Origin of the sequence: Kitasatospora sp. NBC_01287, assembly GCF_026340565.1 — a bacterium.
Classification (GTDB): Bacteria; Actinomycetota; Actinomycetes; order Streptomycetales; family Streptomycetaceae; genus Kitasatospora.
Map to the genome: position 1 here is coordinate 4,462,424 of NZ_JAPEPB010000001.1, position 25,404 is coordinate 4,487,827.

Sequence of the window (25,404 nt, forward strand, 5' to 3'; positions counted from 1 at the left end):
CCAGCCGGAATCCTTCCTTCCACGGTCGGCCGCGTCCTGGACCGCACAGCCACGAACCACCTCGCCTTCGGCCGAGTCGGGCGCTGCACGGGGGGCGCGTACGGAGCTGAAATGCGGAGCCCAGCATGCTCACCACACTGCAGACCTCCTATTCCGACACCCGCGCCGGTGACCTGGCCTGGTGTCTCGGCGGCGGACCGCTGCCCGCGCTCGCGGTGCGCGACCTGCTGCTGCCCGGCCCGAACGCCCTGACCGGGCCGAACAGCCCGAGCGGGCCGAGCAGGCCGACCGGGCCGAGCGGGCCGAGCGGGCCGACCCGGACCCCGGGGCCCACCAGCACGCCCCACTCCGACGCCCCCGGCGGCCACCGCACCCCGGTCGGCCGCGCCGCGGGCACCCTGCAGTTGCGCCTGCTGGGCGCCTCGCACCAGGTGGTGATCGCGGCCGGCCCCGGCGAGTGCCTGGAGACGGTGGCCTGCATGCCCGGGCGGCGCACCCCGCTGCCGGCCCGGGTTGCCGAGCAAGTCGCCGGATGGGAGTACGAATTCGCGGCCCGGATCGAGTCCCTGCCGCCCCACGTGTTCGCCGCGCGGGCGCAGGAGATCCTGGCCCTGGTGGACGAGCACCCCCGCGGCCTGGCCGGCGTCTTCCCCGGCGACCCGAGCGCCTTCACCGCCCTGGTCGCCCAGGGCAGCGCGGAGCGGGTGCTCTGGCGGACCTGGCACGCCTACCCGCAGGAGGGCCGGCTGGTCTGCACCCGCTCCTCGCTGGTGCTGCGCGGGCCCGCGGCCGAGCAGCCCGCGCGGGCCGCCGGCTGACCCGCCGCCCGACCGACCACCGACCCGGCCGCCCGGCCGCCCACCTGACCGACCGACCGACCGACCGCCCGCCCGACCGACCGACCGACCGCCCACCTGACCACTGCCCCCGGCCCAGCCCGACCCAGCCCGACCCAGCCGACAGACCATCAGCCCCGAACACCATGACGATTCGTCAACTCGACCCAGGACGCTACCCCTCGAACGAGTGCGACTATTCGCGGCACGGGTCGCCTAGCGTTTCTTCGTGATCAACCAGCCGGCGGAGCCACCCGTCCAGCCCGGCCCCGACCCCGAAGGACCCGCCAGGCCGGCCCGGCCGCGGGCCGTCCGGGTCAGGGCCCGTACCCGCGGTCGGACCCGGGCCGAACGCCGCACCGAGACCCCACCTGGCCCGGTGCGGCACCCCGGCCCCCGGGTCCATCTGCGGCCCCGCGGTGACCGCGCCGCACAGGCCGGCGCACCCGGGGCGGCAGCCGCTCCCGGATCGTCCGGCCGGACGGACGATCAGACTCGCCCGGACGGCCGCACCCGAACGGCTGGCCTTGCCCGAACGGCCGAGCGCGCCCGGGCCGACACCACCGGCGCCCACGCCCCGGACCGTGCCCCGGAGCGCGCCCCGGACCCGGAGCCGAGCCGCAGGCCGAGCCGGCACGGGGACCAGGCACCCGGCGACACCCCCACCCCCGCCCGAGCCGGCCGCCGCCCCCGCGCGGCCCGGCCGCTGGTGCTGCTGGCCGCGTTCGTCTGCGCGGCCTGCGGGCTGGTGTACGAGCTGGAGCTGGTCGCGCTCGGCGGCTACCTGCTCGGCGACTCCGTCACCCAGACCTCCGTGGTGCTCTCCGTGATGGTCTTCGCGATGGGCGTCGGCTCGCTGGCCGCCAAGCGCTTCACCCACCGCCCGGCCACCTTCTTCGCCGTGGTCGAGTGCGCGCTCGCGGTGGTCGGCGGACTCTCGGTGCTCGCGCTCTACAGCTGCTGGGCCTGGCTGGGCCGCTACCAGGTCGCGATGATCGGCCTGACCTGCGCGATCGGCGTCCTGATCGGCGCCGAGATCCCGCTGCTGCTCACCCTGCTGCAGCGGATCCGCCGGGAGGAGGCGGGCCGGGCCGCCGCCGACCTGTTCGCCGCCGACTACATCGGCGCGCTGATCGGCGGCCTCGCCTTCCCGTTCGTGCTGCTGCCACTGCTCGGCCAGGCCACCGGGGCGCTGCTGACCGGCGCGGTCAACGCTGTGGCCGGCGCCGCCGTGGTGCTCTGGCTGTTCCGCGACGAGCCAGGGCGCCGGGCCAGGCCGCTCCTCTGGACCGGCTGCGGCGCGGTGCTGGCCGTCCTCGCGCTGGCGGCCGCCTGCACCGGCGCGATCGAACGGGCCGCCCGCCAGGCGCTCTACGGCGGGCCGACCCGGCAGGCCGTGCAGAGCCGCTACGGCGAGCTGGTGCTGACCGGCGCCGCCCGGGTCCCCGCGCAGGGCGCCGCCGACCAGCCGCTGCGGCTCTACCTGGCCGGCCGGCTCGCCGCCTGCGGCCAGGACGAGTACCGCTTCCACGAGGCGCTGGTGCACCCCGCGCTGGCCGGGGCGGGCGACGGCCGGGTGCTGCTGTTCGGCGGCGGCGACGGGCTCGCGCTGCGCGAGGTGCTGCGGCACCGCGGGGTGCGCGAGGTGCTGGTGGTCACCCTCGATCCGGCGCTGCCCGCACTGGCCCGCACCGACCCGGCGCTGGCCGCACTCGGCGGGCACTCCTTCGCCGACCCCCGGGTGCGCCTGGTGCCGGCCGACCCGCTGGCCTGGCTGCGCGCGGACGGCGGCGCCGAGCGCTTCGACGCGGTGCTCGCCGACCTGCCGGCGCCCGAGCGGGCCGCCCGCAGCGAGTACCACGCGACCGAGTTCTACCAGCTGGCCGCCGCCCGGCTGGCCCCGGCCGGGCGGCTCGCGGTGCCCGCCCCGGCCGGCCCCGGCCTGTGGACGGTGGAGGCGGGGCTGCGCGCGGCGGGGCTGGCCACCGTGCCGTTCCCGGTGCCCGGCCGCGGCCCGGCCTGCGACCCGGACGGCAGCGGCGACCGGGCGGCGGTGCTGCTGGCCGCCCGCGATCAGCGGCCCGCCCTCGCGCTGGCCCCGGACGCCCCGCCGCCGCGCTCGCTCACCCCCGAGCGGCTCGCCGCCGCGGCCGCCGCCCTGGCCGCCGAGCGCCCCACCCCGCTGCCCCCGCCGAGCACCCTGCTGCACCCCCGCTGACCTCGCGGTACGCCCGTCCGCATGCCGAGGCGGTGCCGTGCCCGCCACCGTGCGGGACAGCCCAGTAGGCTCAGAGGCATGGAGCATGAGGTTGTCATCCAGCTGCCGGCCGAACTCGTCCAGCCCGCCCTCGCCGACCCGGTGCTGCTCGCGCGCTGCGTGCCCGGTCTGAGCACCGATGCCTCCGACACCACCGAGCGGCGCACCAGCGCCAAGCGCGCCGCCCAGGCCGGCCCCGAGGAGCTCACCGGCCGCCTGCGGCTGCGGATCCCCGGCTCCACGATCACCTACCGCGGCACCGTCTCGCTGATCCGCAGCGGCGGCGCCGGCGTGCTCACCGCCTTCCTGGAGGGGCAGGAGGCCCGCGGTGACGGCGAGGCGACCGCGACCCTTCGGCTGCGCGTCGAGGCGGACGGCGCCGAGCGCACCGTGCTGCGCTTCAGCGGCGACCTGACCGCGGGCGGCCGGCTGGCCGAGGCCGACGCCGAGACCCTCGACGCCCTCGGGTGCCGCCTGCTGGATCGTTTCGCCACCGCGCTGGCCGCCGAGCTGAACGGCACCCCCGTGCTGAGCGTGGTCCCCGACGACGAGGGCACCCGCAGCGGCGGCGACGAGGACGCGCCGGCCCAGGACGAGCAGCCCACCGACGAGCAGCTCACCGACGGTCGACTCACCGACGACGACGAGCTCCCCGACGACCTCTTCGCCGACGACCTCTCCGATCTGATCGCCTTCTCCCCCGAGGAGCCGCCGGCCCCCGAGCTCCCGGCCCGCCCCGAGGAGCCCGAGTCCGCCGAGCCCGCCGCCCGCGCCGACGCGCCCCACGGCTACCCGCGCGCCGTCGAGGACATGCTCCCCGGCGACGAGCTGATCAGCGGCGGCCCGGTCCGCCGCAGCATCGTCGGCCGCTCGGCCGAGGAGGTCGACCACGCCCCGCCGCGCGGCCGCTACGCCCCCACGCTGCCCGCCCGCAGCGCCCGGGCCCGCGCCGCCAGCCGCTGGTACGGCGACCAGCACGCCGCCGCCCCGGTGGCCGCCCGGGTCTCGGGGCGGCTCAGCACGCCCTGGGTGATCGGCGGCGGCGTCGCCCTGCTCGGTGGCGCGGTCATCGTGGCCCGCGCCCTGCGCAAGCGCTGATCAGCACCCACTTAGACTGACTGTCCATGAGCAACGAGCCGACCAACGACCTGAGCACCGACCGCGACGCCCTGCTGGCGCAGATCAAGACCAAGGCCGTGGTGCACGGCAAGGTCATCCTCTCCTCCGGCCGCGAGGCCGATTACTACGTCGACCTGCGCCGGATCACCCTGGACGCGCAGGCCGCGCCGCTGGTCGGCCGGGTGCTGCTGGACGCCACCGCCGACCTGGAGTACGACGCCGTCGGCGGGCTGACCCTGGGCGCCGACCCGGTCGCCGCCGCGATGCTGCACGCCGCCGCCGCGCGCGGCCGCGAGCTGGACGCCTTCGTGGTCCGCAAGGCCGGCAAGGCGCACGGCCTGCAGCGCCGGATCGAGGGCCCGGACGTCAAGGGCCGCCGGGTGCTGGCCGTCGAGGACACCTCCACCACCGGCGGCTCGGTGCTGACCGCCGTCGAGGCGCTGCGCGAGGCGGGCGCCGAGGTGGTCGGCGTCGCGGTGATCGTCGAGCGCGGTGCCGCTCCGGCGATCGAGGACGCCGGCCTGCCGTACTACACCGTCTTCACCGCCCAGGACCTCGACCTCGCCTGAGCCCCGCCCGGGGGCGACGCCCGGTGCCGCGTTGTTTCACGTGAAACCCGAGCCTGCCCGCCCTGGACGCAGCGGTGCCCCTGACCCGCGCGCGCGGGTCAGGGGCACCGGAGGTTCGGCCTCAGCCGCGGCGGTGCCGGCCGCCGCTCTGCAGCGCGTCGGCCTCGGGCTCGCCCGGCGCGGCCGCCCCGCCCGCGTAGGCCGGGCCCGCCGCCTTGCGCTTCTTGCGGTCGCGCACCACCTCGACCAGGATCGGCGAGATCGACAGCAGGATGATCAGCGCCATCGCCGGGATCAGGTACTTGTCGATCACCGGGGCCATCGAGTCGCCGAAGAAGTAGCCGATGCTGAGCATCGCCTCGGTCCAGAGCACACCGCCGATCGCGTTCCAGACGAAGAACTTGCGGGCCGGCATCTCCAGCGTCCCGGCGACCGGGTTGAGGAAGGTGCGCACGATCGGGATGAACCGGGCCATCACCACGGCCTTCTCCGGCCCGAACTTCTGGAAGTACTCCTCGGCCTTCTGCACGTACTCGCGCTTGAAGATCCGTGACTCCGGCTTGTCGAAGAGCCTGCCGCCCACCTTCGCGCCGAGCAGGTGCCCGAGCTGGGCACCCGCGATCGCGCAGATCGGCGCACCGATCAGCAGCACGGCGATCGGCATCTGCACGCCGGGCCCGAAGGCCTTGGCCGCGGCCGAGGAGGCGGCCACGCCGCCCAGGATCAACAGCGAGTCCCCGGGTAGGAAGAATCCGATCAGCAGACCGGTCTCGGCGAAGATGATCGCCAGCAGGCCGACCGTCCCGACCGAGCTGATCAGCGACTTGGCATCGAGGAGATTGACCGCTAGGTCGGTGGTGGTGTTCACGCGCGCAGAATAGCGCGGCCGGGTGTCCTGGGCCGTGGAGCCCGGCCCCGTCGGCGGGGTCACCGGCCCCTGGCACCGGTTCCCCGAGGCCCTCGCCGGCGGGCGGGGCCGCGTCGGCGAGACCCGGCAATACCGCCTCCGACCTGCCCGAACCCTACCTTTCGTCCCGAAAGGTCGAGCCTTCTGTCCCGTGTGGCGAGCAGCATGATGAAGCCGACGGGCGAGTCTGGGAAGATAGCCCCGGCGTCCGGGCCGCGGCGCACAAAAATCCCCCCGACAGGAGCGTTTTCGCATGCCTATCGCAACCCCCGAGGCCTACAACGAGATGCTGGACCGGGCCAAGGCAGGCAAGTTCGCCTACCCGGCCATCAACGTCACCTCGTCGCAGACCCTGCACGCGGCGCTGCGCGGCTTCGCCGAGGCGGAGAGCGACGGCATCGTCCAGATCTCGACCGGTGGCGCCGAGTTCCTGGGCGGCCAGCACAGCAAGGACATGGTGACCGGCGCCGTCGCGCTGGCCGAGTTCGCCCACATCGTGGCCGCGAAGTACGACGTCACCATCGCCCTGCACACCGACCACTGCCCCAAGGAGAAGCTGGACGGCTACGTCCGCCCGCTGCTCGCGGTCTCCGCCGAGCGCGTGGCCAAGGGCCTGAACCCGCTCTTCCAGTCGCACATGTGGGACGGCTCGGCCGAGACCCTGGCCGACAACCTGGCCATCGCCGAGGAGCTGCTGGCCCAGGCGCGCGCCGCGAAGATCATCCTTGAGGTCGAGATCACCCCGACCGGCGGTGAGGAGGACGGCGTCACGCACGAGATCAACGACAACCTCTACACCTCGGTCAACGACGTGGTGCGCACCGCCGAGGCGCTCGGTCTGGGCGAGAAGGGCCGCTACCTGCTGGCCGCCTCGTTCGGCAACGTGCACGGCGTCTACAAGCCCGGCAACGTGGTGCTCCGCCCCGAGCTGCTGCGCGACCTGCAGGACGCGATCGGCGCCACCTCGGGCAAGAAGGACCCGTTCGACTTCGTCTTCCACGGCGGCTCCGGCTCCAGCGCCGAGGAGATCGCCACCGCGCTGGAGAACGGCGTGGTCAAGATGAACCTGGACACCGACACCCAGTACGCCTTCACCCGCCCGGTCGTGGACCACGTGTTCCGCAACTACGACGGCGTGCTGAAGGTCGACGGCGAGGTCGGCAAGAAGAACACCTACGACCCGCGCACCTGGGGCAAGCTGGCCGAGGCCGGCATGGCCGCCCGCGTGGTCGAGGCCACCAAGGCGCTGCGCTCCGCGGGCACCCGCCTGAAGTAGGCGGACGGCGGCGGCCCCCTCGCCGCGAGCCCCGGTCGGCACCCGCCGGCCGGGGCTCTCGCGTGCCGGCGCCCCGATCGGCGGCGGAACGGGGCGTGCGGGTCGCGGCCGGGCGCACCACCCGGCGGCCGGCTGCCGATCATGCGGCGCGGGTGGCCGCCAAGAGGCCGAACGGCAAAATCTTGCCCAGGTCCCGGTATGGATTTCGCCGAAATGCCCTGTCTGTCGCGTTTCTCTCATGGTCGCGACGAAGGCTGTCACGCATGGCTACCACCGTGCTACCGATCGCTCCTGAGCTGCCCGACAGCGCCTGGCCGATCCGCAGAGCCCCGTGGCGCTCACCCGAGGGGCAGCCCGCCTACGCCAGGCCGGCCCTGCTCGGCATCGCGATCCTCGCAGGGCTCCTGTACTTCTGGGGGATCGGTCAGAGCAGCTACCACACCTTCTACGCCGATGCCGTGCGGAGCATGACGGAGAGCTGGAAGGCCTTCGTCTTCGGCTCCTACGACCCCGCCAACACCATCACCCTCGACAAGCTGCCCGGCTTCCTCTGGCCGCAGGCCCTGTCCGCGCGCCTCTTCGGCTTCCATCCCTGGGCGCTGACGCTGCCCCAGGCCGTCGAGGGGGTGCTCTCCGTCCTGGTCCTCTTCCGCGGCGTGCGCCGCTGGGCCGGCGCCGACGCGGCCCTGCTCGCCGCCGGCGCCTTCACCCTGACGCCGGTGCTGGCCGGGCTGTTCCGCACCTCGGTCGAGGACCCGCTCTTCACCCTGCTGCTCCTGCTGGCGGCCGACGCCGCGCTGCGGGCCGCGCTGAGCGCCAGGCCGCGCACCCTGCTGCTGGCGGGCGTCTGGGTCGGGCTGGCCTTCCAGGCCAAGATGCTGGAGGCCTGGGCGGTGCTGCCCGCGCTGGCCGCCGTCTACCTGCTGGCCGCGCCCACCCGGCTGCGCCGCCGGCTGGGCCACCTGGCGCTGGCCGGGCTGGTCACCGCCGCGGTGTCGGCCTCCTGGATACTGCTGGCCACGGTGACTCCGGCCCAGGACCGGCCGTACATCGACGGGACCACCGACAACTCGGCCTACAGCATGGTGGTCGGCTACAACTTCCTGAACCGCTTCACCTCGGTGGGGCTCAACGCCGGTGAGACCGGGAGCGTGACCGCCGGGCAGAGCGGCATGTGGGGCGGCCGCGGCGGCGCCGGCGAGCGGGCCGGCACCGACACAGGCGCCCAGCTGCCCCCGCGGGGCGGCCAGAGCGGCCCGGTCGGTCAGAGCGACCCGGTCGGTCAGGGCGGCCAGGGCGGTCAGGGCGCCCAGGGCGGCGGGGCCGGCAGCGACGGCGGCTGGACCAAGATGTTCAGCGCCCAGTTCGCCCCGCAGACCGGCTGGCTCTACCCGCTGGCCGCGATCTCGCTGCTCTGCGCGCTGGCCTGGCGCCGCCGCGAGCCGCGCACCGACCGGCTGCGCGCCGGCTACCTGCTCTGGGGCGGCTGGCTGGCCGTCTTCTTCCTGGTCTTCAGCGCGGGCAGCGTCGGCGGCCACAGCTACTACATGGGCGTGATCGCCACCCCGCTGGCCGCGCTCAGCGGCGCCGGCACGGTGCTGCTCTGGCAGGCCTTCCGGGCCGGCGGCCGCAGGGCCTGGGCGCTGCCCGCCGCGGTCGCCGCGACCACCGGGTGGGCGGCCTACCTGGCCCGGCTCTACCCGGGGTTCCTGCCCTGGCTGGCCCCGGCCGCGCTCGGGGTCGGCGCGCTGGCGCTGCTGCTGCTCGGCCTGGCCCGCAGCACCCGGTTCGGCGAGCGGCGGATCGGCCGGCTGCGGATCGCCACGGTGGGCCTGGCCGCCTCGCTCCTCGCGATGCTGCTCGCGCCCGGTGCCTGGGCCGCCTCCGTGCTCGACGCCAAGTACGGCAACTCGGGGATGGGCACGGTCGGCCCGCAGGCCTCCCGCGGCTTCGGCCGGCCCGGAGCCGGCGGCGCGCAGGGCGGGCAGGCCGGGCAGGGCGGCCCGCGCGCGAACGCCGGGGGCCGGGCCGGTCCCGGCGGCGGCTTCGGCCAGTCCGGGACCACCCTGACCACGGCCCAGCGGCGGATCCTGGACTACGCCCAGGCCCACGCCGGCGGCGCGCGCTACCTCTTCGCCACCACCACCTGGTCGGCCTCCTCGCCGTACATCCTGGCCACCGGCAAGGAGGTGCTGCCGATGGGCGGGTTCACCGGCAAGGTGCCCTCACCGAGCCTGGCCCAGTTCCAGGCCCTGGTCCGCGGCGGGCAGCTGAAGTACGTGCTGCTCGGCGGAGCCGGCCGTGAGGCCGGCGGCCTCGGCGGCTTCGGCGGGAGCGGTGGCGAGGGAGCGCCGACCTCCGCGGTGGTGGGCTGGGTGCGCGGCAGCTGCGCCCCGGTCGCGCCCGGCGACTACGGGCAGTCGGTGGACAACCCCGATGCGCAACTGCTGTACCAGTGCTCGTCCTGAGCCCTCTCCGAGCGCCCGCGGACCCCAGGTCCGCGGGCGCTCCCGCGCGCCGAGGGCGGGCTGGCAGACTGGGAGGCATGACTGAACGGAAGAACTTGCTCTCCGGTCCGGAGCCGACGCTGCTCGCCGAGGAAGAGGAGCCGTACCGCCGGCTCGCCGAGGAGTCCGCGTCGCCCACCCAGCTCGCGGCGGACTACCCCGGGTTCTCCCTCGCCTGGGCCATGCTGGCCGACGACGCCTTCACCGAGGGCCGGGTCGTCGAGTCGTACGCCTACGCCCGCACCGGCTACCACCGCGGCCTGGACTCGCTGCGCCGGGCCGGCTGGAAGGGCCACGGCCCGGTCCCGTGGGAGCACCGCGCCAACCGCGGCTTCCTGCGCTGCCTGGCCGCCCTGGCCCGGGCCGCCGAGAGCATCAAGGAGACCGACGAGGCCGCCCGCTGCTGGCAGTTCCTCAAGGACAGCAGCGACGAAGCGTACACCGCGCTCAAGCAGTAGCCGCCGACACCGAGGTGCGGCACCGCCCTGACCGTCCGTCAGGGCGGCACCGCACCGCCGTCGGCGGCCAGGGCCCGGGGCAGGGTCGAGCGCCCGGCGGGCGGCCACCGTGCCCCGCGTCAGTACCGGGCCAGGTCCTCGGCGATCGGCCCGGAGGCGGCATCACGCCTGGTGGTGGTGGCGCCGACGGTGATCGCGTGCTCCGCGATCTGCGCGAGCTCCGCCCCGGTGAACAGGGCGCGGATCTCTTGGGGGTTCTCAGACATCGTCACACAAGGTGGCGTTGATGCCCTCGGCAGCACTCTCCAGCGCTCCCAGGTCAACACCGAACCCGTCCCCCGCCATTGGCGCCTCCCCGCTGGACTGTCACAGCAGTTGCCAGGACGATGCCACATCAGGACCTGTTCGGCACCGGGTCGGCGCACCCGATGTCCTTGCCCGGTCAGTCCGGCAGCGGTGCCCCGCCGGCCAGCAGCCCACCGATCAGCACCGCCAGCCGCTCGCGCTCCAGTCCCGGACGCAGCCGGCCGCCCCGGGCCAGCAGCACCTGCCCGTGCAGGGCGCTCCAGACCACCTCGACGAAGGTCTCGGCCCCCGCGCCGCCGGCCAGCGGCGCCGCCACCGCGAGGAAGGCGCCGAAGGCCCGCTTGAGCTCGGCGGGCGACTCCTCGGTGCCGAACGAGAGGCTGGTGCCGAGGCTGAACATCGCCTCGTAGAGCGCCGGGTTGGCGCCCGCGTAGTCCAGGTAGGCGCGGGCGGCGGCGAAGAGCCGGTCGGCCGGGGCCGCCAGGCCAGCCGGGGCCCGCTCCAGCACGGCGGCCAGTTCGCCGAAGCCCTCCAGGGCCACCGCGTCCATGATCGCGCCCTTGTTCGCGAAGTGGGTGTACAGCACCGGCTGGCTGTACTCGATCCGCTCGGCCAGGCGGCGGGTGGTGACCGCATCCCAGCCCTCGGTCTCGGCCAGCTCGCGGGCGGCCCGAAGGATGAGGGAGTGGCGTTCGGCGCGGTCGCGTTCTCTGCGTGGCTGGGTCGGCATGCTCTGATCCTAGCAGCGCTAGAACTTCGAGCACTGAAAGTCTAGCGATGCTAGATTTCCGAGCGAGGGCAGTGCTAGCGTCAGCACATGTTCTAGCGCCGCTAGGAAAACGAGCAGCGCTCACCACTTCATCATCGGGGGATCCCATGACGTCCAAGCGCCTCACCACCGGCCTCACGGGCCTGCTCAGCGCCTTCATCATCGTCGTCGGGGTGCGCTTCGTCCTCGACCCGCACGGCGCCGCGGCCGGCTTCGGCATCCCCGGCCCGCAGGGCGCCGGAACCGGCTTCTACGACGTCAAGGGGGTGCGCGACATCGCCTCGGGCCTGGTCGCGATCGCCCTGCTGATCACCCGTCAGCGCCGTGCCCTGGGCTGGGCGCTGCTCGCCGAGGCGTTCACCCCGCTCGGCGACGCGACCATCGTGCTGACCCACGGCGGCACCCTGGCCACCGCGCTCGGCATCCACGCGCTGACCGCCGCCCTCGTCCTGCTGACCGCCGCACTGCTGCTGCGCGAGACCCGCGGCGCCGTCGGCGCGGTCTCCGTCGGCGCGGTCTCCGCCGGCGCGCCCGGCATCACCAACCAGGTTGCCGGCCAAACGATCTGATCTTCCGTCAGGCTCAGGCCATGACCGGCAGGAAGGCGGCCAGGTCGCTGCGCTCACCGCTGGCGCTCACCTGCGCCGCGTCGAGCGCCGCCGCCCAGGCCTGCCGCCCGGTGGCCAGCCGCACCCAGGTCAGCGGGTCGCTCTCCACCACGTTGGGCGGCGTGCCGCGGGTGTGCCGAGGGCCGGGCACCGCCTGCACCACGGCGAACGGCGGGATCCGCAACTCGACCGCCCCGCCGGGCTGCTGGGCCGCGAAGGCGTCGGCCAGCAGCCGGCAGACCGAGGCCAGCGCGAAGCGGTCGTGCGGGAACGCGGGCAACTCCAGCGCCGCCGCCAGGTCGTCGGCGTGCACCACCGCCTCCACCAGCCGGGTGACCAGCAGGTCGGCCAGCGTCATCGAGCCCAACCGGATCTCGAACCTCCGCTGCGGGTCACGGACTTCGGCCCCGTCCAGCAGCGCGAGCAGCGCGTCCGCGGCGGCGTCGAAGCCGGCCGCGACGGCGGCCGGGCCGCCGGCGAAGTCCTCCGCCGCGTGCGCCTGGGTGCCGGCGTCCAGCAGCTCCGCCAGCGAGCCCACCTCGGCCACCCAGGCGGTCAGCCCCAGCGGCCGGCGACCCTGCGGCGACTGGTCCAAGTTGTTCGGCAGCCAGGCGAGTTGGAGTGCCAGATGGGCCACCAGCTGCCGCACCCGCCACTGCCCCAGCCGGGTCGGGCGCTCCAGCAGAGCGGCGGCGGCCGGATCGCCGCAGAGGCGGTGCACCGCGGCCCGCAGCGCCTCGGTCTGCGCCGCGAGCGCCGCCCGCACCTTCGCCGGATCGTAGCTGCGCGCCTTGCCGGTCGCCGTCTTCGCCATGCGGCCAACCTACAGCGGTGCCGACCTGCGGCGGTGCCGGGCCTGCTGCCGGGCCTGCTGCGGCGCCGACCACCCAGAACGGCCCACCCCGCGGCAGCGGAGCGAGCCGTTCCGGCGTAGCCGCGACGCGATCAGCCGAGCAGCGCCTCGATGACACCGGTGTGGGCCTCGGTGAGCTCGGCCAGCGAGACCGAGAACTGGCCCTGGACCTCCAGCACGTCCCCGTCCACCACGCCGATCCGGGTGGCCGGCAGGCCCCGCGCACCGCACATGTCGGTGAACCGCAGCTCCTCGCTGCGCGGCACGGCGACGACCGCGCGGCCCGCCGACTCGGAGAAGAGGAGGACGAAGGGGTCGAGGTCGGCCGGCACGATCACCCGGGCACCCTGGCCGCCGCGCAGGCAGCTCTCCACCAGCGCCTGGGCCAGGCCGCCGTCCGAGAGGTCGTGCGCCGCGTCGATCATGCCGTCGCGCGAGGCGGCGATCAGGATCTCGGCGAGCAGCCGCTCGCGCTCCAGGTCCACCTTGGGCGGCAGGCCGCCGAGGTGGTCGTGGACCACCTGCGACCAGGCGGAGCCGCCCAGTTCGTCGGCGGTGTCGCCGAGCAGGTAGAGGTGCTGGCCCTCCTCGGCGAAGCCGATCGGGGTGCGCCGGGTGACATCGTCGATGACACCGAGCACCGCGACCACCGGGGTCGGGTGGATGGCGACGTCGCCGGTCTGGTTGTAGAGCGAGACGTTGCCGCCGGTCACCGGGGTGCCCAGCACCAGGCAGGCGTCGGCCAGGCCGCGGGTGGCCTCGGCGAACTGCCACATCACGTCCGGGTCCTCGGGGGAGCCGAAGTTGAGGCAGTCGGAGACCGCGAGCGGCTTGGCGCCGCCGGCCGCCACGTTGCGGTAGGCCTCGGCCAGCGCCAACTGGGCACCGGTGTAAGGGTCCAGCTTGGTGAAGCGGCCGTTGCCGTCGGTGGCCACCGAGACGCCGAGGTTGGTCTCCTCGTCGATCCGGATCATGCCGGAGTCCTCGGGGGTGGCCAGCACCGTGTTGCCGATCACGAACCGGTCGTACTGGTCGGTGATCCAGCTCTTGGACGCCTGGTTGGGCGAGCCCGCCACCGCCAGCAGCGCCGCCTTCAACTCCTCGCCCGTGGCCGGGCGCTGGAGCCGCTCGGCGGTCGGCGCGTCGGCCTGCAGCGCGTCCTGCCAGCTGGGCCGGGCGTACGGGCGCTGGTAGACCGGGCCGTCGTGCGCCACGGTGCGCGGCGGCACGTCCACCACCTGCTCGCCGTGCCAGAAGATCTCCAGCCGCTCGCCCTCGGTCACCTCACCGATCACGGTGGCGATGACGTCCCACTTCTCGCAGATCGCCAGGAAGCGCTCGACCTTCTCGGGCTCGATGATCGCGCACATCCGCTCCTGCGACTCGCTCATGAGGATCTCCTCCGGCGAGAGCGTGGCGTCGCGCAGCGGCACGGTGTCCAGCTCGATCCGCATGCCGCCGGAGCCGGCCGAGGCCAACTCCGAGGTGGCGCACGAGAGTCCGGCGCCACCGAGGTCCTGGATGCCGAGCACCAACTGCTCCCGGAAGACCTCCAGGGTGCACTCGATGAGCAGCTTCTCCTGGAACGGGTCACCGACCTGGACCGCCGGGCGCTTGGTCGGCTTGGAGTCGTCGAAGGTCTCCGAGGCCAGCACCGAGACGCCGCCGATGCCGTCGCCACCGGTCCTGGCCCCGTAGAGGACGACCTTGTTGCCGGCCCCGCTGGCCTTGGCCAGGTGGATGTCCTCGTGCTTCATCACGCCCACGCAGAGCGCGTTGACCAGCGGGTTGCCCTGGTAGCAGGGGTCGAAGACGACCTCGCCGCCGATGTTCGGCAGGCCCAGGCAGTTGCCGTAGCCGCCGATGCCCGCGACGATCCCGGGCAGCACCCGACGGGTGTCGGGGTGGTCGGCCGCACCGAACCGCAGCGGGTCCATCACGGCGACCGGGCGGGCGCCCATCGCGAGGATGTCGCGCACGATGCCGCCGATGCCGGTGGCCGCGCCCTGGTAAGGCTCGATGTACGACGGGTGGTTGTGCGACTCCACCTTGAAGGTGACCGCGTAGCCCTGACCGACGTCGACCACACCGGCGTTCTCGCCGATGCCGACCAGCATCGCGTCGGACTGCGGTGCCTTCTCGCCGAACTGCTTGAGGTGCACCTTGGAACTCTTGTACGAGCAGTGCTCCGACCACATCACCGAGTACATCGCGAGCTCGGCGCCGGTGGGGCGGCGGCCGAGGATCTCCCGGATCCGGGCGTACTCGTCCTGCTTCAGGCCGAGTTCGGCCCACGGCTGGGCGGCGTCCGGAGTCTGCTCGGCGTTCTTGACCGTGTCGAGAGTCATCTCAGGAACTCACCAACTGCTTGAGAACGGACGTGAAGAAGCCCAGACCGTCGGTCCCGCCGGTGCCGACCAGCGGTTCGACGGCGTGCTCGGGGTGCGGCATCAGGCCGACCACGTTGCCGGCCGCGTTGGTGATCCCGGCAATATCGTTGATCGAGCCGTTCGGGTTGAGGTCGAGGTAGCGGAAAACCACCCGGCCCTCGGACTCCAGCTCGTCGATCGTGCGCGCGTCTGCCGTGTAGCGGCCGTCCATGTTCTTCAGCGGGACGGAAATCTCCTGGCCCGCCTGGTAATCCGTGGTCCAGGCCGTGCCCGCATTCTCCACCCGCAGCTTCTGGTCGCGGCAGATGAAGTGCAGGTGGTTGTTACGCAGCATCGCGCCGGGCAGCAGGTGCGACTCGGTGAGCACCTGGAAGCCGTTGCAGATACCGAGGACGGGCATTCCGAGCTTGGCCTGCTCGATGACGGTGCCCATCACCGGCGAGAAGCGCGAGATCGCACCGGCCCGCAGATAGTCCCCGTAGCTGAATCCGCCCGGCAGGACCACCGCGTCGACCTGGTGCAGGTCCTTGTCGCGGTGCCAGAGCGCGACCGGCTCGGCGCCGGCCAGCCGGATCGCGCGCTGGGCGTCCCGGTCGTCCAGCGAGCCGGGAAAAGTGACAACGCCAACACGGGTGGTCACTCCGAGCCCTCCACCCGAACGGTGAAGTCCTCGATCACGGTGTTGGCCAGGAAGGTCTCGGCGGCCTCGCGGATCCTGGCGAGCGCGGCGTCGTCCACCGGGCCCTCCACTTCCAGCTCGAAACGCTTGCCCTGGCGGACGTCGGCGATCCCGGTGAATCCGAGACGGGGCAGTGCGCGCTGCACCGCCTGTCCCTGGGGGTCGAGGATCTCCGGCTTGAGCATGACGTCGACTACGACGCGTGCCACTGGCACTCCCAAAGGTGTGGTGCGTGAAGGCGGGGGGACCTTCAGAGTACCGGGGTTCATCGGCCGTTCGACTGCCCGGTCCTGGGCACCCGATGGGCAACGCGCGTAGACACTCGCCCCTTACGCCGCACCGGATCAGGCGTTACGCGGCGCCCGTTTCCTCCCCCTTTAAAGAACTTCCCAGCTTCGCCCCACCCTCGCCCGGCGACCCCCCGAATACCGGCACACCGGACAGATCGACCACGGAAACCCGGGGGTATCCGAAGCGAAGTAACGGTACGGAGGCGAAGCGAGGTGAATATCCGGAAAAAGAATGCAACGCCCATCGATTTCGACGTGCTCCGGGTGCAGAATAGGGCCACCGGCGGTGGCAGGAGCTGCGCAGACGGTGCGACCTTCGGTGCACCCGCATGCCCCTGGAGCGCCGGAGCACAGGGCTGCCGCGGCACACCGCGCCCGGTCTGCCGAATTGCCGAGAGGATTGACGCCCATGGCTCAGCGTGTAGTTGTCACGCTCTCCGACGACCTGGACGGCGGCGCGGCCGCCGAAACCGTCCACTTCGGCGTCGACGGGAAGTCGTACGAGATCGACCTGTCCCTGGACAACGCGGAAAAGCTGCGGGAGGCGCTCGCCCCCTTCGTCGCGGCCGGCCGCCGCCAGAGCCGCACCGGAAAGTCGTTCCGCCGCACCGCGCTCGCGCCCGACCCGGCCGCCGTGCGCGCCTGGGCCCAGTCCCGGGGCATGGAGCTGCCGGCCCGCGGCCGGATCCCCAAGCACGTCTACGAAGCGTTCGCCGAGGCCAACTGACCCCGCGCCGCCCGCCCTTCCGCCGCCGCAGACAGCCGCGGCGGAAGGGATGCGTGAGCAGTCCCGACGATGGGGTAGAGTAATTCTCGTCGCCGCAACCGGAACCCGGGAGCAGCGGCCGGCGCCATCAGGTGCCGTGCGGACGTGGCTCAGTTGGTAGAGCATCACCTTGCCAAGGTGAGGGTCGCGAGTTCGAATCTCGTCGTCCGCTCGTAGTACAGCAGGACAGCAGTGCAACGCGGTACAAGTAAAGATCATGCGGACGTGGCTCAGTTGGTAGAGCATCACCTTGCCAAGGTGAGGGTCGCGAGTTCGAATCTCGTCGTCCGCTCCAGAGTGACAGTGTGAATGGGTCTCCTTCGGAGGCCCATTTCGCGTTTCCGGCCCGCCGCCGACAGCCGAGTTCCACCGCGCGGCGACCGAGTCCCACCTCGGCGCCGCCCGCGGCCCACCCGTGACATTTGTCACCGCCGACCCGTGAAAACACACCCGCGACCGGTGAGCGCGCGCACTGCCCCAGGGCCCGTCGCCACGGGATCGTCGATGCCATGAGCAGCACTTCTCCCGCCGTCACGGCCCAGGGCCTGCGGCGGCGCTACGGAAATTCGGGGAGCGCCTTCACCGCCGTGCGCGGACTGGACCTGACGGTGGCGCGCGGCGAGCTGTTCGCGCTGCTGGGCACCAACGGGGCCGGCAAGACCTCCACCATGGAACTCATCGAGGGCCTGGCCAGGCCCACCGCCGGCACCGTCCGGGTGCTCGGCCACGACCCCTACCGGGAGCGGGCCGCGCTGCGGCCGCGGATCGGGATCATGCTCCAGGAGGGCGGCTTCCCGGGCGACCTGACGGTGGCCGAGACGATCACCGGGTGGGCCCGTGGCACCAGCACGCCCCGGCCGGTCGCCGAGGCGCTGGACCTGGTGGGGCTCGCCGACCGGGCCGGGGTGCGGGTCAAGCAGCTCTCCGGCGGCGAGAAGCGCCGGCTGGACCTCGCGGTGGCGCTGATCGGCCGCCCCGAGGTGCTCTTCCTGGACGAGCCCAGCACCGGCCTCGACCCGCAGGCCAGGGCCGCCGTCTGGCAGCTGGTCCGCGAACTGCGCGAGCAGGGCACCACGATCCTGCTCACCACGCACTACCTGGAGGAGGCCGAGGAGCTGGCCGACCGCCTGGCTGTCATGCACCACGGCCAGGTGGTCACCACCGGCACCGTCGCGCAGGTGATCGCGGGCCGGCCGGCCCGGATCAGCTTCGAGCTGCCCGAGCAGCCCGCCGCCCCCCTGCTCTCCCTGCCCGGCGCCGAGGTCGGCTTCACCGACCGCAAGGTGACCGTGCGGACCCCCGACCTCCAGCGCACCCTCACCCAGCTGCTCGGCTGGGCCGCCGAGCAGGGCGTCGCCCTGCGCGGCCTGGACGCCCGCAGCGCCACGCTGGAGGAGGCGTTCCTGGCCATCGCCGCCGAGGCCGGCCCGGCGGAGCCCGAACAGCCCGGACAGGCGGAACCACCCACCACCCCCGCCCGCCGCATCCTGCGCCGCGCCCTGATCGGAGCGAACCGATGACGCTCACCCAGCCGATGCCTCGTCAGCCGATGCCCAGTCAGCCGCTGGAGCCTCAGCGCCGCCCGCTGAGCCGTCCGGTCGGCCTGGTGCGGACCGAACTGCTGCTGCTGCGCCGCAACCGCACCGCGCTGTCCATGGCGGTGCTGATGCCCATCGCCCTGGTCAGCGCGCTGCACTCGCTGCTCGCGGCGCAGCGCGGCCAGTTGCCGGGGGTGGACCTGCACAGCGCCCTGGTGGTGAACCTCAGCGCGGTCGCGCTGCTCTTCGGCCTCTACACCAACCTCACCGCGGCCTACGTGACCCGGCGCGGCGAGCTGGTCCTCAAGCGGCTGCGCACCGGTGAGCTGACCGACGGCGAGATCCTGGGCGGCACCGCGCTGCCCTCCGCGCTCCTCGCACTGCTGCAGGTCGCGCTGATCACCGCCGCCGCCGCGGTGCTGCTGGGCCTCGCGGCGCCGGTCAACGCGGTGCTGGTGCTGCTCGGCCTGCTGCTGGCGGCGGGCCTGCTGGCCGCGCTCGCCGCGCTCACCAGCGGCTGGACCCGCACGGTGGAGGCCGCCGGGCTCACCACCCTGCCGGTGGTGCTGGTCACCCTGGCCGGCTCGGGCCTGATCGTCCCGTTCAGCGTGCTGCCCGCGCCGCTGGCCGACGCCGGCCGCCTGCTGCCCGCCAGCTCGGCACTGGAACTGCTGCGGATCGGCTGGCTGGGCGGCGACGGCTCCGGCGCGCCCACCGGCTTCGCCGGCAGCTGGCTCACCGCGCTCCCCTACCTCGGCGGCGCCGTGGCCTGGCTCGCCCTCGCCGCCTGGGCCGCCCTGCGCGGCTTCCGCTGGGAACCCCGCGGCTGAGGTGTCTGATAGGAAGGGTCGGGCACCGGACAAAGGGGGGCGGCCATGGGCATTCGGACCTGGCGCGACTACAGCAAACCGAAGCGGATCGAGATCTACATCCGCTGGTCGATGTACGCGATGACGGTCTTCGCGCCGCTCTCGTTGCTCCCCCTCGCCTGCCAGCAGGTGCCCCGCCAGTCCTCCCCGCTCGCCGCCGTCCTGCTGAGCGTCCTGATGCTGCTGGGCACCGTCGTCTCCGTCCCGCTGATCCGGGCCGCCCTGAGGTGCCACGTGCACGGCGGCCAGGTGCCGGTGCGGCTGCTGCTGGCGCACGCGGCCCTCTCCCAGGCCGCGATCTGGCTGCCGCTGCTGGTCGGCCCGCACCACCGGCAGCAGCCGACCGCCCTGCTGGTGAGCAGCGAGGTCGTCCTGCTGGTGTGGGCCGTCGCCCCCGCGATCGCGCTGCGGCCACGGGTGCTGGCACCCGCTGCGCTGGCGATGGTGCTGCTCTCCCTGCCGCCCGCGGTGATCGCCACCGGCGATCCCGCCTGGTCGCTGGGCCAGCTGGTCGGCAGCCTGATCGGGCTGTCGGCCTGTGCGGCGAGCTGCCGCTGCTCGGCCTGGATGGTCAAGGTGGCCTGGGAGCTGGACACCGCCCGGGAGGCGCAGTCCCGGCTCGCGGTGGCCGAGGAGCGGCTGCGCTTCTCCCGCGACCTGCACGACGTGCTCGGCCGCAACCTGACCACCATGGCGCTCAAGGCCGAACTGGCGGTGCAGCTCTCCCGGCGCGGGCGCCCGGAGGCGGCCGACCAGATGGTCGAGGTGCAGCGGATCGCCCAGGAGTCGCAGCGCGAGGTGCGCGAGGTGGTGCGCGGCTACCGGACCGCCGACCTGGCCGCCGAGGTCACCGGGGCGCGCTCGGTGCTGCGGGCCGCCGGGATCGAGTGCCGCGTCGACCTCGGCCCCGACCCGGCCACGCTGCCCGCGCTCGCCCAGTCGGTGCTCGGCTGGGTGGTCCGCGAGGCGGCCACCAACGTGCTGCGGCACAGCGAGGCGACCCTGGTCTCGGTGCGGCTCTGGACGCAGCAGGAGCGGGCGGTCCTGGAGCTGGTCAACGACGGCGTGCGGGCGGGCGTGGCCGCGCCGGGCGGCAGCGGGCTGGCCGGCCTGCGCGAGCGGCTGACCGCGCACGGCGGCGAACTGGCCACCGAGGCCCGGGAGCGGAGCTTCACGCTGCGCGCCTCCCTGCCGCTGGCCCAAGGGACCGCCGACGAGAAGGAGCTGGCCGCATGACCGCCACCGTCCGGGTGCTGCTCGCCGACGACGAGCACCTGATCCGCGGCGCGCTCGCCGCGCTGCTCGCCCTGGAGGACGACCTGGTGGTGGTCGCCCAGGCCGCCTCGGGGCCCGAGGCGCTCGCGATGGCCAAGGCCCACCGGCCCGACGTCGCGGTGCTCGACCTGCAGATGCCGGGCCTGGACGGGATCGAGGTGGCCGCCGAGCTGCGCCGGGTGCTGCCGGAGTGCCGCACCATGATCGTCACCGGCCACGGCCGCCCCGGCTACCTCAAGCGGGCCCTGGAGGTGGGCGTGCGCGGCTTCCTGCCGAAGACCGTCTCGGCCGCCGACCTGGCCGGCATCATCCGCACCGTGCGCTCCGGCGGCCGCTACGTGGACCCGGAGCTGGCGGCCGAGGCGATCAGCGCCGGGGAGAGCCCGCTGACCCCGCGGGAGACCGACGTGCTGGAGCTGGCCGCCGACGGCACCCCGGTCACCGAGATCGCCGCCCGGGCCGGGCTCTCGCCCGGCACGGTGCGCAACTACCTCTCCGCGGCGGCCGGCAAGCTGGGCGCCGAGAACCGGCACGCGGCGGTGCGCCTGGCCCGCGAGCACGGCTGGATCTGACGGCGAGGCCCGGCCGGGCCCGGCCCCGGTCCGGGCTCAGGCCCAGGCCCAGGCCCATGCCCATGCCCAGTCGGTCCGGGCTCAGACCCAGTCGGTCCCGGTCAGCCGCTCGTACGCCTCGACGTACTTGGCCCGGGTGCGCTCCAGGATCTCGGCGGGCATGGCCGGCGGCGGCTGCTCGCTCGCGCGGTCCCAGCCGGAGGCCGGCGAGGTCAGCCAGTCCCGGATGAACTGCTTGTCGTAACTCTGCTGGGCCCGACCCGGCTGCCACACGTCGGCCGGCCAGTAGCGCGAGGAGTCGGGGGTCAGCACCTCGTCGCCGATCACCAGCTCGCCGCCCCGCAGACCGAACTCGAACTTGGTGTCGGCCAGGACCAGACCGCGCTCGGCGGCGATGTCCCGGGCCCGGGTGTAGACGGCCAGCGTGGTCTGGCGCAGCATCGCGGCCCAGTCCGCGCCGATCCGGCGCGAGGTCTCCTCGTAGGGCACGTTCTCGTCGTGCTCGCCGACCTCGGCCTTGAGCGCGGGGGTGTAGATCGGCGCCGGCAGCTCGGAGCCGTCCACCAGGCCCTCGGGCAGCGCGATGCCGCAGGCCGTGCGGCTCACCTGGTACTCCGCCAGGCCGGAGCCGGTCAGGTAACCGCGGGCCACGCACTCGACCGGGAACATCTCCAGGTCGTCGCAGATCATGGTGCGCCCGGCCCAGTCGGCGGGCGCGCCCTCGGGCAGTTCGGTGGAGATCACGTGGTTGGGCACCAGGTCGGCGATCCGCTCGAACCACCAGAGCGAGAGCTGGGTGAGGATCCGGCCCTTGTCGGGGATGTCGTTGGGCAGCACCCAGTCGAAGGCCGAGGTGCGGTCACTGGCCACCATGACCAGCCGGCCGGCCGGGTCGCGGTAGAGGTCGCGCACCTTGCCGGTGTGCAGGTGGACCAGGCCGGGCACCTGGATCGGCTCGGGCTTGGTGACGAATCCGCTCAAGATTGCTTCAGTCCTCAGGAGTGGGGGTCGCTGCTCGGACACCGCGAGTCTTTCATGCGCCCCCGGGGCCGCTCGGGCTCACCCGTCCTTGCAGACCCGGTCGAGCAGGTTGGCGGTGGCCTTCTGGATCCGCTCGTCGGTGTGCCCCGGGCGGTCCAGCGCCGGCGACCAGGCGAAGGTGCCGGAGGCGAAGACGTAGGCGCCGCTGGGGGCCCGGTAGAGCGAGGTCTCCTGGTGGCGGGGGCGGTCCCGCTCGTCCCGGTAGGGCGAGTGGGCGAGCAGGATCCGCTCGCGGTGCTCGGGCAGCGCGACCTTGGGGAAGTAGCGGTCCGCCTCGCCGGCCACCAGGTTGGCCACCTCGTCGCCGTCCCGCAGGCCGGTGCCGGCCCAGAGCCAGTGCCAGGTGTTGCCGGCCCGCAGGGGCACAGGCTGCGCCACCCGCCCCGCGTACTGGACGCCGAGCAGGTGCTGCTCGGGCTCGCCCGAGTCCCGCCACAGCGCGCTGGCCGCGCCGGCCGGGCCCGCGGCCGGCGATTCGGGCAGCACCCGCTGGCGCTTGCGGCAGTTCAGCAGCCGGCCCGGCTCCCCGGAGGCGCCGCTGGTCAGCTCGACCCGCCAGTACATGGTGTTGGCGGAGAGGAAGACCAGCGAGGTGCCGCCGTCCCGGGCCCGCTCGACCGTGCGGCGCATCGGCTCGGACCAGTACTCGTCGTGCCCCGGGAAGATCAGCGCCCGGTGCCGGGACGGCTCGACCAGACCCGCGTGCAGGTCGGAGGCGGTGGCGTAGGCGAGGTCGTAGCCGTACCGCTCGGCCCAGCGGATGAAGTCGTAGGCGTGCCCGACGTGCAGCGGCAGCCCGGCCCCCGCGTGCGGGCGGTCGAAGGAGACGGTGACCGCCGCCTCCGGCTCGCCGAGCAGCCGACCGCGCTCGTCCCAGGCGTGGTAGAGGCTGGCGCCGGTGTGCCCGTCCTCCGGGAACAGGTTGTACGCCTGCCAGGTGATGTCCGGCAGCACCAGCAGCAGGTCCGCGGCAGGTCCGCTGCCGGCCGGCCCGGTGTCGGCACGTCCGGTGTCGGCACGTCCGGTGTCGGCAGGTCCGCTGCCGGCCGATGCGCTGCCGGCCGGCCCGGTGGTGCGCGGGTCGCGCACGGTGAACGGGATGTGGCTGCGGTGGCGCTGGTCGGCGGTGGTGAGCACCGCGACGTAGGCACCGGGCCGCCAGTGCGCCGGGATCTGCTGGCGCCAGGAGTGCCACCAGTGGTGGCAGCTGACGGTCCGCCCGACCACCAGCGGAGCGGGCTGCTGCAGGCCGTGGATCAGCGGACTGGCCGTCATGTGCTGGGCACCGGCGCCCGCGTAGTGGCCGATCCGGTAGACGTCCACCAGGAAGTCGCGCGGCGGGTGCACGGTGACCCGCAGGTCCACCGAGCCGCCGGGGTAGACCGGCCCCGCCGAGGCGAACCCCTTGATCTGCTGGACCACGTCGTCGGAGTTGCGCGGGGTGCCGACCATCCCCTGGCCGGGCCGCCCGGCGGCGGGCGCGGCGGTGGGCAGCGGCTGCTGCCCCGGGGCGTCGGTGCTCACGTACCAGGGCACGGCTCCCTCGACGCCGGCCAGGTACTGGTCGGGACTGCGCAACCAGGGCAGCGGCCCCTGTCCGAACGGGTCCGAGACGCCGTGCGCGAGCGTCCCGGACTCCCATCTGCGACCCGATGACTCCTGGTCCACGTAGCCCCTCCCACGATGTGCCGCGGGTGGCATGTGCCACCGAAATATTCGCGTGGTCCAGCAGACCACACCGTGCCCCCGCCGCGGCACCCCATGCCCGAAGTCTCGTCAACGGCGGCTGACCAAAGACTTGCTGACAGTTCGTCAGCCGAGCCGGACCGGCTTCTCCAGGCGGATCCCGGCGGCCTCCAGCCAGCTTCGCAGTGGACCCGCCGCGCCCTGCTCGACCGCCTCGGCCACGGGATCGGCCAGGTCGCCCCGGCGCACCCCGCCGAGCAGCAGCACCGGCCCGTCCAGCCAGTCCAGGCCGGGCCGGCCGCCGGCACCGTCCACCGCCGCGCAGCAGACCATCGCCGTCACGCAGTCGGCCAGCAGCTCGCGCCCTCCCCCCGCCTCCGGCCGGGGGGACCCCTCTCGCTCACCCGCGCCGGGTGCCGCCGGGGGCGGGGCCAGCGCCAGCGCCCGGGCCAGCTCGTCCCCGCCGCCGGCCGCCAGCCGCTCCAGCAGCCGGGCCAGGGTGGGCGCCGAGCGGCCCGGCGCGACGGCGTCCAGCGCCTCCTGCAGGGCCATCGCCCGCAGCCGCCAGCCGCGGTCGACCACCTGCTCGGGGTAGTCCTCCCAGAGCAGCTCGGCCCGGCCACCGGGTACCGGGCCGTGGAACAGCTCGGCAGCCAGCAGCGAGACCGCCGCGTCCATCGCGCCCGGCTCCTCCAGCAGGTCGCAGGCGGGGCGCTCGCCGAGCCTGCTCTCGTAGCCCTCGGCCAGCCGGTCCCGGCGGGACAGCTCGGTCAGCGCGGCCACCACCCCGGCGTTCAGCTGGGCCGGGCAGCGGCCCAGCCGCCAGGCCGGCAGCGCCACCCGGGTGAGCAGCCGGTCCCAGCCCGCGTAGGCCAGGCCGACCTGGCCCTGGGCGGCGATCCGCAGCCCGTAGTCCACCGACTTGGCCTGCTCGGAGGCCGCGGCGGCGGCCGCCCGCTCCAGCTCGGCCACGTGCTCGCGGCAGGCCTTGAGCAGCGCGCGGGTGATCCGGTCGAGCAGCCGGGCCAGCGGGGTGCGCCGACCGGAGCCGAGCGCGGCGTCCAGGCCGCGGACGAAGCGGCGGGCGGCGGCGATCTCCGGGTCGGCGGCCGCCACGGTGCCGGCCACCACCGGGGCCAGCAGGGCGCAGAGCTCGCCGGCCCGCATCCACCACAGGAAGGGCGAGCCGATCACCAGCAGCTGCCCGGTGGGCGGGTGGCCGCCGGTGGCGCGGCCGCGCGGCGGCGCGGGCGGCTCCTCCAGCCAGCTGTCGCAGTCCGGGGTGAGCGCGATGGCGGTCGGCGCGGGTACGCCCAGCCGGTCGGCCAGCTCCCTGATCAGCCGGTGCAGTTCGGGCGCCCGCTCGGGCGGCACGGCGACCGCCGGGGTGCTGGGTGGCAGCGCGTGGGCGTGCCGGTGCGCGGCCGCCAGGGCGACCAGGGCGACCAGCACGGCCACCGCGCCGACCACCCAGCGCACCACGTCCCAGCCGGGGGCGTCCGGGGCGCCGGCAGCGCCGATCCGGCCGGTGACGCGCCCGGCCAGCAGGACCACGGCGACGGCCGCGGGCAGCACGGCGGCGGCCCGGGCCAGGGAGCGGATCCGCAGCACGGCGTGCGCCCGTGCGCGTGCGGCGTCGAAAGCGGCCATCCGGTGCTGCACCCCCTTCGGAGTCGGGACCTTCGGGATTCGTTCGGGATTCGTGCGCGCGGCGCGGGCGGCCGACGGCGACCGGCCGACGGCCTCCGGGCACCTGCGGCCACCGGGAGCACCGGCGCGGGCCGGCCGGAAGCCGTCCGCCCGGCCACCCGGCCCGCGCGTCCTGCTGCCTGT

23 protein-coding genes and 2 tRNA genes are annotated in these 25,404 nt (G+C 74.3%); 15 read left to right on the plus strand and 10 right to left on the minus strand.

Going from position 1 to position 25,404, the window contains the following annotated elements:
- The first annotated feature begins 125 nt into the window (after window positions 1-125).
- From OG455_RS18975 to pyrE, 4 genes are all read left to right on the plus strand, one after another.
- On the plus strand, window positions 126-818 hold the full coding sequence (locus tag OG455_RS18975; RefSeq protein WP_266295286.1) for a DUF2617 family protein: 693 nt from the start codon (window positions 126-128) through the stop codon (window positions 816-818).
- Between the two features lie 247 nt (window positions 819-1,065).
- Complete coding sequence (locus tag OG455_RS18980; protein WP_266295288.1) at window positions 1,066-3,054, plus strand: spermidine synthase; 1,989 nt, start codon at window positions 1,066-1,068, stop codon at window positions 3,052-3,054.
- A gap of 78 nt (window positions 3,055-3,132) precedes the next feature.
- Window positions 3,133-4,191, plus strand: a complete 1,059-nt coding sequence (locus OG455_RS18985; protein ID WP_266295290.1) for a hypothetical protein — start codon at window positions 3,133-3,135, stop codon at window positions 4,189-4,191.
- A gap of 26 nt (window positions 4,192-4,217) precedes the next feature.
- Entirely contained in the window at window positions 4,218-4,781 is a 564-nt protein-coding gene (gene pyrE / locus OG455_RS18990; protein WP_266295292.1) for an orotate phosphoribosyltransferase, read from the plus strand.
- Window positions 4,782-4,902: 121 nt separating this feature from the next.
- On the opposite strand, the gene OG455_RS18995 is transcribed toward pyrE, so the two are convergent.
- Window positions 4,903-5,649, minus strand: coding sequence for a DedA family protein (locus OG455_RS18995; RefSeq protein ID WP_266295294.1), 747 nt, complete (start codon window positions 5,647-5,649; stop codon window positions 4,903-4,905).
- A gap of 292 nt (window positions 5,650-5,941) precedes the next feature.
- On the opposite strand from OG455_RS18995, the gene fbaA reads away from it, so the two are divergent.
- The 3 genes from fbaA to OG455_RS19010 all read left to right on the plus strand — a co-directional run bounded on the left by fbaA (window position 5,942) and on the right by OG455_RS19010 (window position 9,929).
- A complete protein-coding gene (gene fbaA, locus OG455_RS19000) occupies window positions 5,942-6,964 on the plus strand; it encodes a class II fructose-bisphosphate aldolase (RefSeq protein ID WP_266295296.1) in 1,023 nt (340 codons plus the stop codon).
- A 263-nt stretch (window positions 6,965-7,227) separates the two neighbouring features.
- Window positions 7,228-9,432, plus strand: a complete 2,205-nt coding sequence (locus tag OG455_RS19005) for a glycosyltransferase family 39 protein (protein ID WP_266295298.1) — start codon at window positions 7,228-7,230, stop codon at window positions 9,430-9,432.
- A gap of 77 nt (window positions 9,433-9,509) precedes the next feature.
- A complete protein-coding gene (locus tag OG455_RS19010; protein ID WP_266295300.1) occupies window positions 9,510-9,929 on the plus strand; it encodes a DUF3151 domain-containing protein in 420 nt (139 codons plus the stop codon).
- Between the two features lie 119 nt (window positions 9,930-10,048).
- Here the strand turns inward: OG455_RS19010 and OG455_RS19015 are convergent, their stop codons facing one another.
- Window positions 10,049-10,195 (minus strand): hypothetical protein, encoded by a 147-nt coding sequence (locus tag OG455_RS19015; protein WP_266295302.1) that lies wholly within the window; start codon window positions 10,193-10,195, stop codon window positions 10,049-10,051.
- Between the two features lie 176 nt (window positions 10,196-10,371).
- Entirely contained in the window at window positions 10,372-10,965 is a 594-nt protein-coding gene (locus tag OG455_RS19020) for a TetR/AcrR family transcriptional regulator (RefSeq protein WP_266295304.1), read from the minus strand.
- A 146-nt stretch (window positions 10,966-11,111) separates the two neighbouring features.
- Here OG455_RS19020 and OG455_RS19025 point away from each other — a divergent pair, with 146 nt between their 5' ends.
- Complete coding sequence (locus tag OG455_RS19025; RefSeq protein WP_266295306.1) at window positions 11,112-11,573, plus strand: DUF4267 domain-containing protein; 462 nt, start codon at window positions 11,112-11,114, stop codon at window positions 11,571-11,573.
- 13 nt (window positions 11,574-11,586) lie between these two features.
- Here OG455_RS19025 and OG455_RS19030 read toward each other — a convergent pair whose 3' ends face one another.
- From OG455_RS19030 to purS, 4 genes are all read right to left on the minus strand, one after another.
- Window positions 11,587-12,426, minus strand: coding sequence for a sterol carrier family protein (locus OG455_RS19030; protein WP_266295308.1), 840 nt, complete (start codon window positions 12,424-12,426; stop codon window positions 11,587-11,589).
- Between the two features lie 131 nt (window positions 12,427-12,557).
- Window positions 12,558-14,813 carry a phosphoribosylformylglycinamidine synthase subunit PurL gene (purL, locus tag OG455_RS19035; RefSeq protein WP_266295310.1) on the minus strand — a complete coding sequence of 752 codons (2,256 nt, stop codon included), beginning with the start codon at window positions 14,811-14,813 and terminating at the stop codon, window positions 12,558-12,560.
- A gap of 1 nt (window position 14,814) precedes the next feature.
- Window positions 14,815-15,495, minus strand: a complete 681-nt coding sequence (purQ, locus tag OG455_RS19040) for a phosphoribosylformylglycinamidine synthase subunit PurQ (protein WP_266295312.1) — start codon at window positions 15,493-15,495, stop codon at window positions 14,815-14,817.
- Complete coding sequence (purS, locus tag OG455_RS19045; RefSeq protein WP_266295314.1) at window positions 15,492-15,743, minus strand: phosphoribosylformylglycinamidine synthase subunit PurS; 252 nt, start codon at window positions 15,741-15,743, stop codon at window positions 15,492-15,494. The genes purQ and purS overlap by 4 nt, the downstream gene beginning before the upstream one ends.
- 490 nt (window positions 15,744-16,233) lie before the next feature.
- Between purS and OG455_RS19050 the strand changes: the two genes are divergently transcribed.
- From OG455_RS19050 to OG455_RS19080, 7 genes are all read left to right on the plus strand, one after another.
- Entirely contained in the window at window positions 16,234-16,551 is a 318-nt protein-coding gene (locus OG455_RS19050) for an Lsr2 family protein (protein WP_184936468.1), read from the plus strand.
- A 138-nt stretch (window positions 16,552-16,689) separates the two neighbouring features.
- Window positions 16,690-16,762, plus strand: a tRNA-Gly gene (locus OG455_RS19055).
- Between the two features lie 47 nt (window positions 16,763-16,809).
- Window positions 16,810-16,885 (plus strand) — tRNA-Gly (locus OG455_RS19060).
- A 214-nt stretch (window positions 16,886-17,099) separates the two neighbouring features.
- A complete protein-coding gene (locus OG455_RS19065) occupies window positions 17,100-18,110 on the plus strand; it encodes an ABC transporter ATP-binding protein (protein WP_266295319.1) in 1,011 nt (336 codons plus the stop codon).
- Complete coding sequence (locus OG455_RS19070; RefSeq protein WP_266295321.1) at window positions 18,107-18,958, plus strand: ABC transporter permease; 852 nt, start codon at window positions 18,107-18,109, stop codon at window positions 18,956-18,958. Before OG455_RS19065 ends, OG455_RS19070 begins: the two co-directional genes overlap by 4 nt.
- A gap of 45 nt (window positions 18,959-19,003) precedes the next feature.
- Window positions 19,004-20,233 (plus strand): sensor histidine kinase, encoded by a 1,230-nt coding sequence (locus OG455_RS19075; RefSeq protein WP_266295323.1) that lies wholly within the window; start codon window positions 19,004-19,006, stop codon window positions 20,231-20,233.
- Complete coding sequence (locus OG455_RS19080) at window positions 20,230-20,844, plus strand: response regulator transcription factor (RefSeq protein WP_266295325.1); 615 nt, start codon at window positions 20,230-20,232, stop codon at window positions 20,842-20,844. Before OG455_RS19075 ends, OG455_RS19080 begins: the two co-directional genes overlap by 4 nt.
- Before the next feature lie 81 nt (window positions 20,845-20,925).
- Here OG455_RS19080 and OG455_RS19085 read toward each other — a convergent pair whose 3' ends face one another.
- The 3 genes from OG455_RS19085 to OG455_RS19095 form a co-directional block, all read right to left on the minus strand.
- Window positions 20,926-21,825, minus strand: coding sequence for a phosphoribosylaminoimidazolesuccinocarboxamide synthase (locus tag OG455_RS19085; protein ID WP_266295327.1), 900 nt, complete (start codon window positions 21,823-21,825; stop codon window positions 20,926-20,928).
- A 78-nt stretch (window positions 21,826-21,903) separates the two neighbouring features.
- Complete coding sequence (locus tag OG455_RS19090; protein WP_266295329.1) at window positions 21,904-23,553, minus strand: N,N-dimethylformamidase beta subunit family domain-containing protein; 1,650 nt, start codon at window positions 23,551-23,553, stop codon at window positions 21,904-21,906.
- A gap of 144 nt (window positions 23,554-23,697) precedes the next feature.
- A complete protein-coding gene (locus tag OG455_RS19095) occupies window positions 23,698-25,221 on the minus strand; it encodes a hypothetical protein (RefSeq protein ID WP_266295331.1) in 1,524 nt (507 codons plus the stop codon).
- Between the last annotated feature and the right edge of the window lie 183 nt (window positions 25,222-25,404).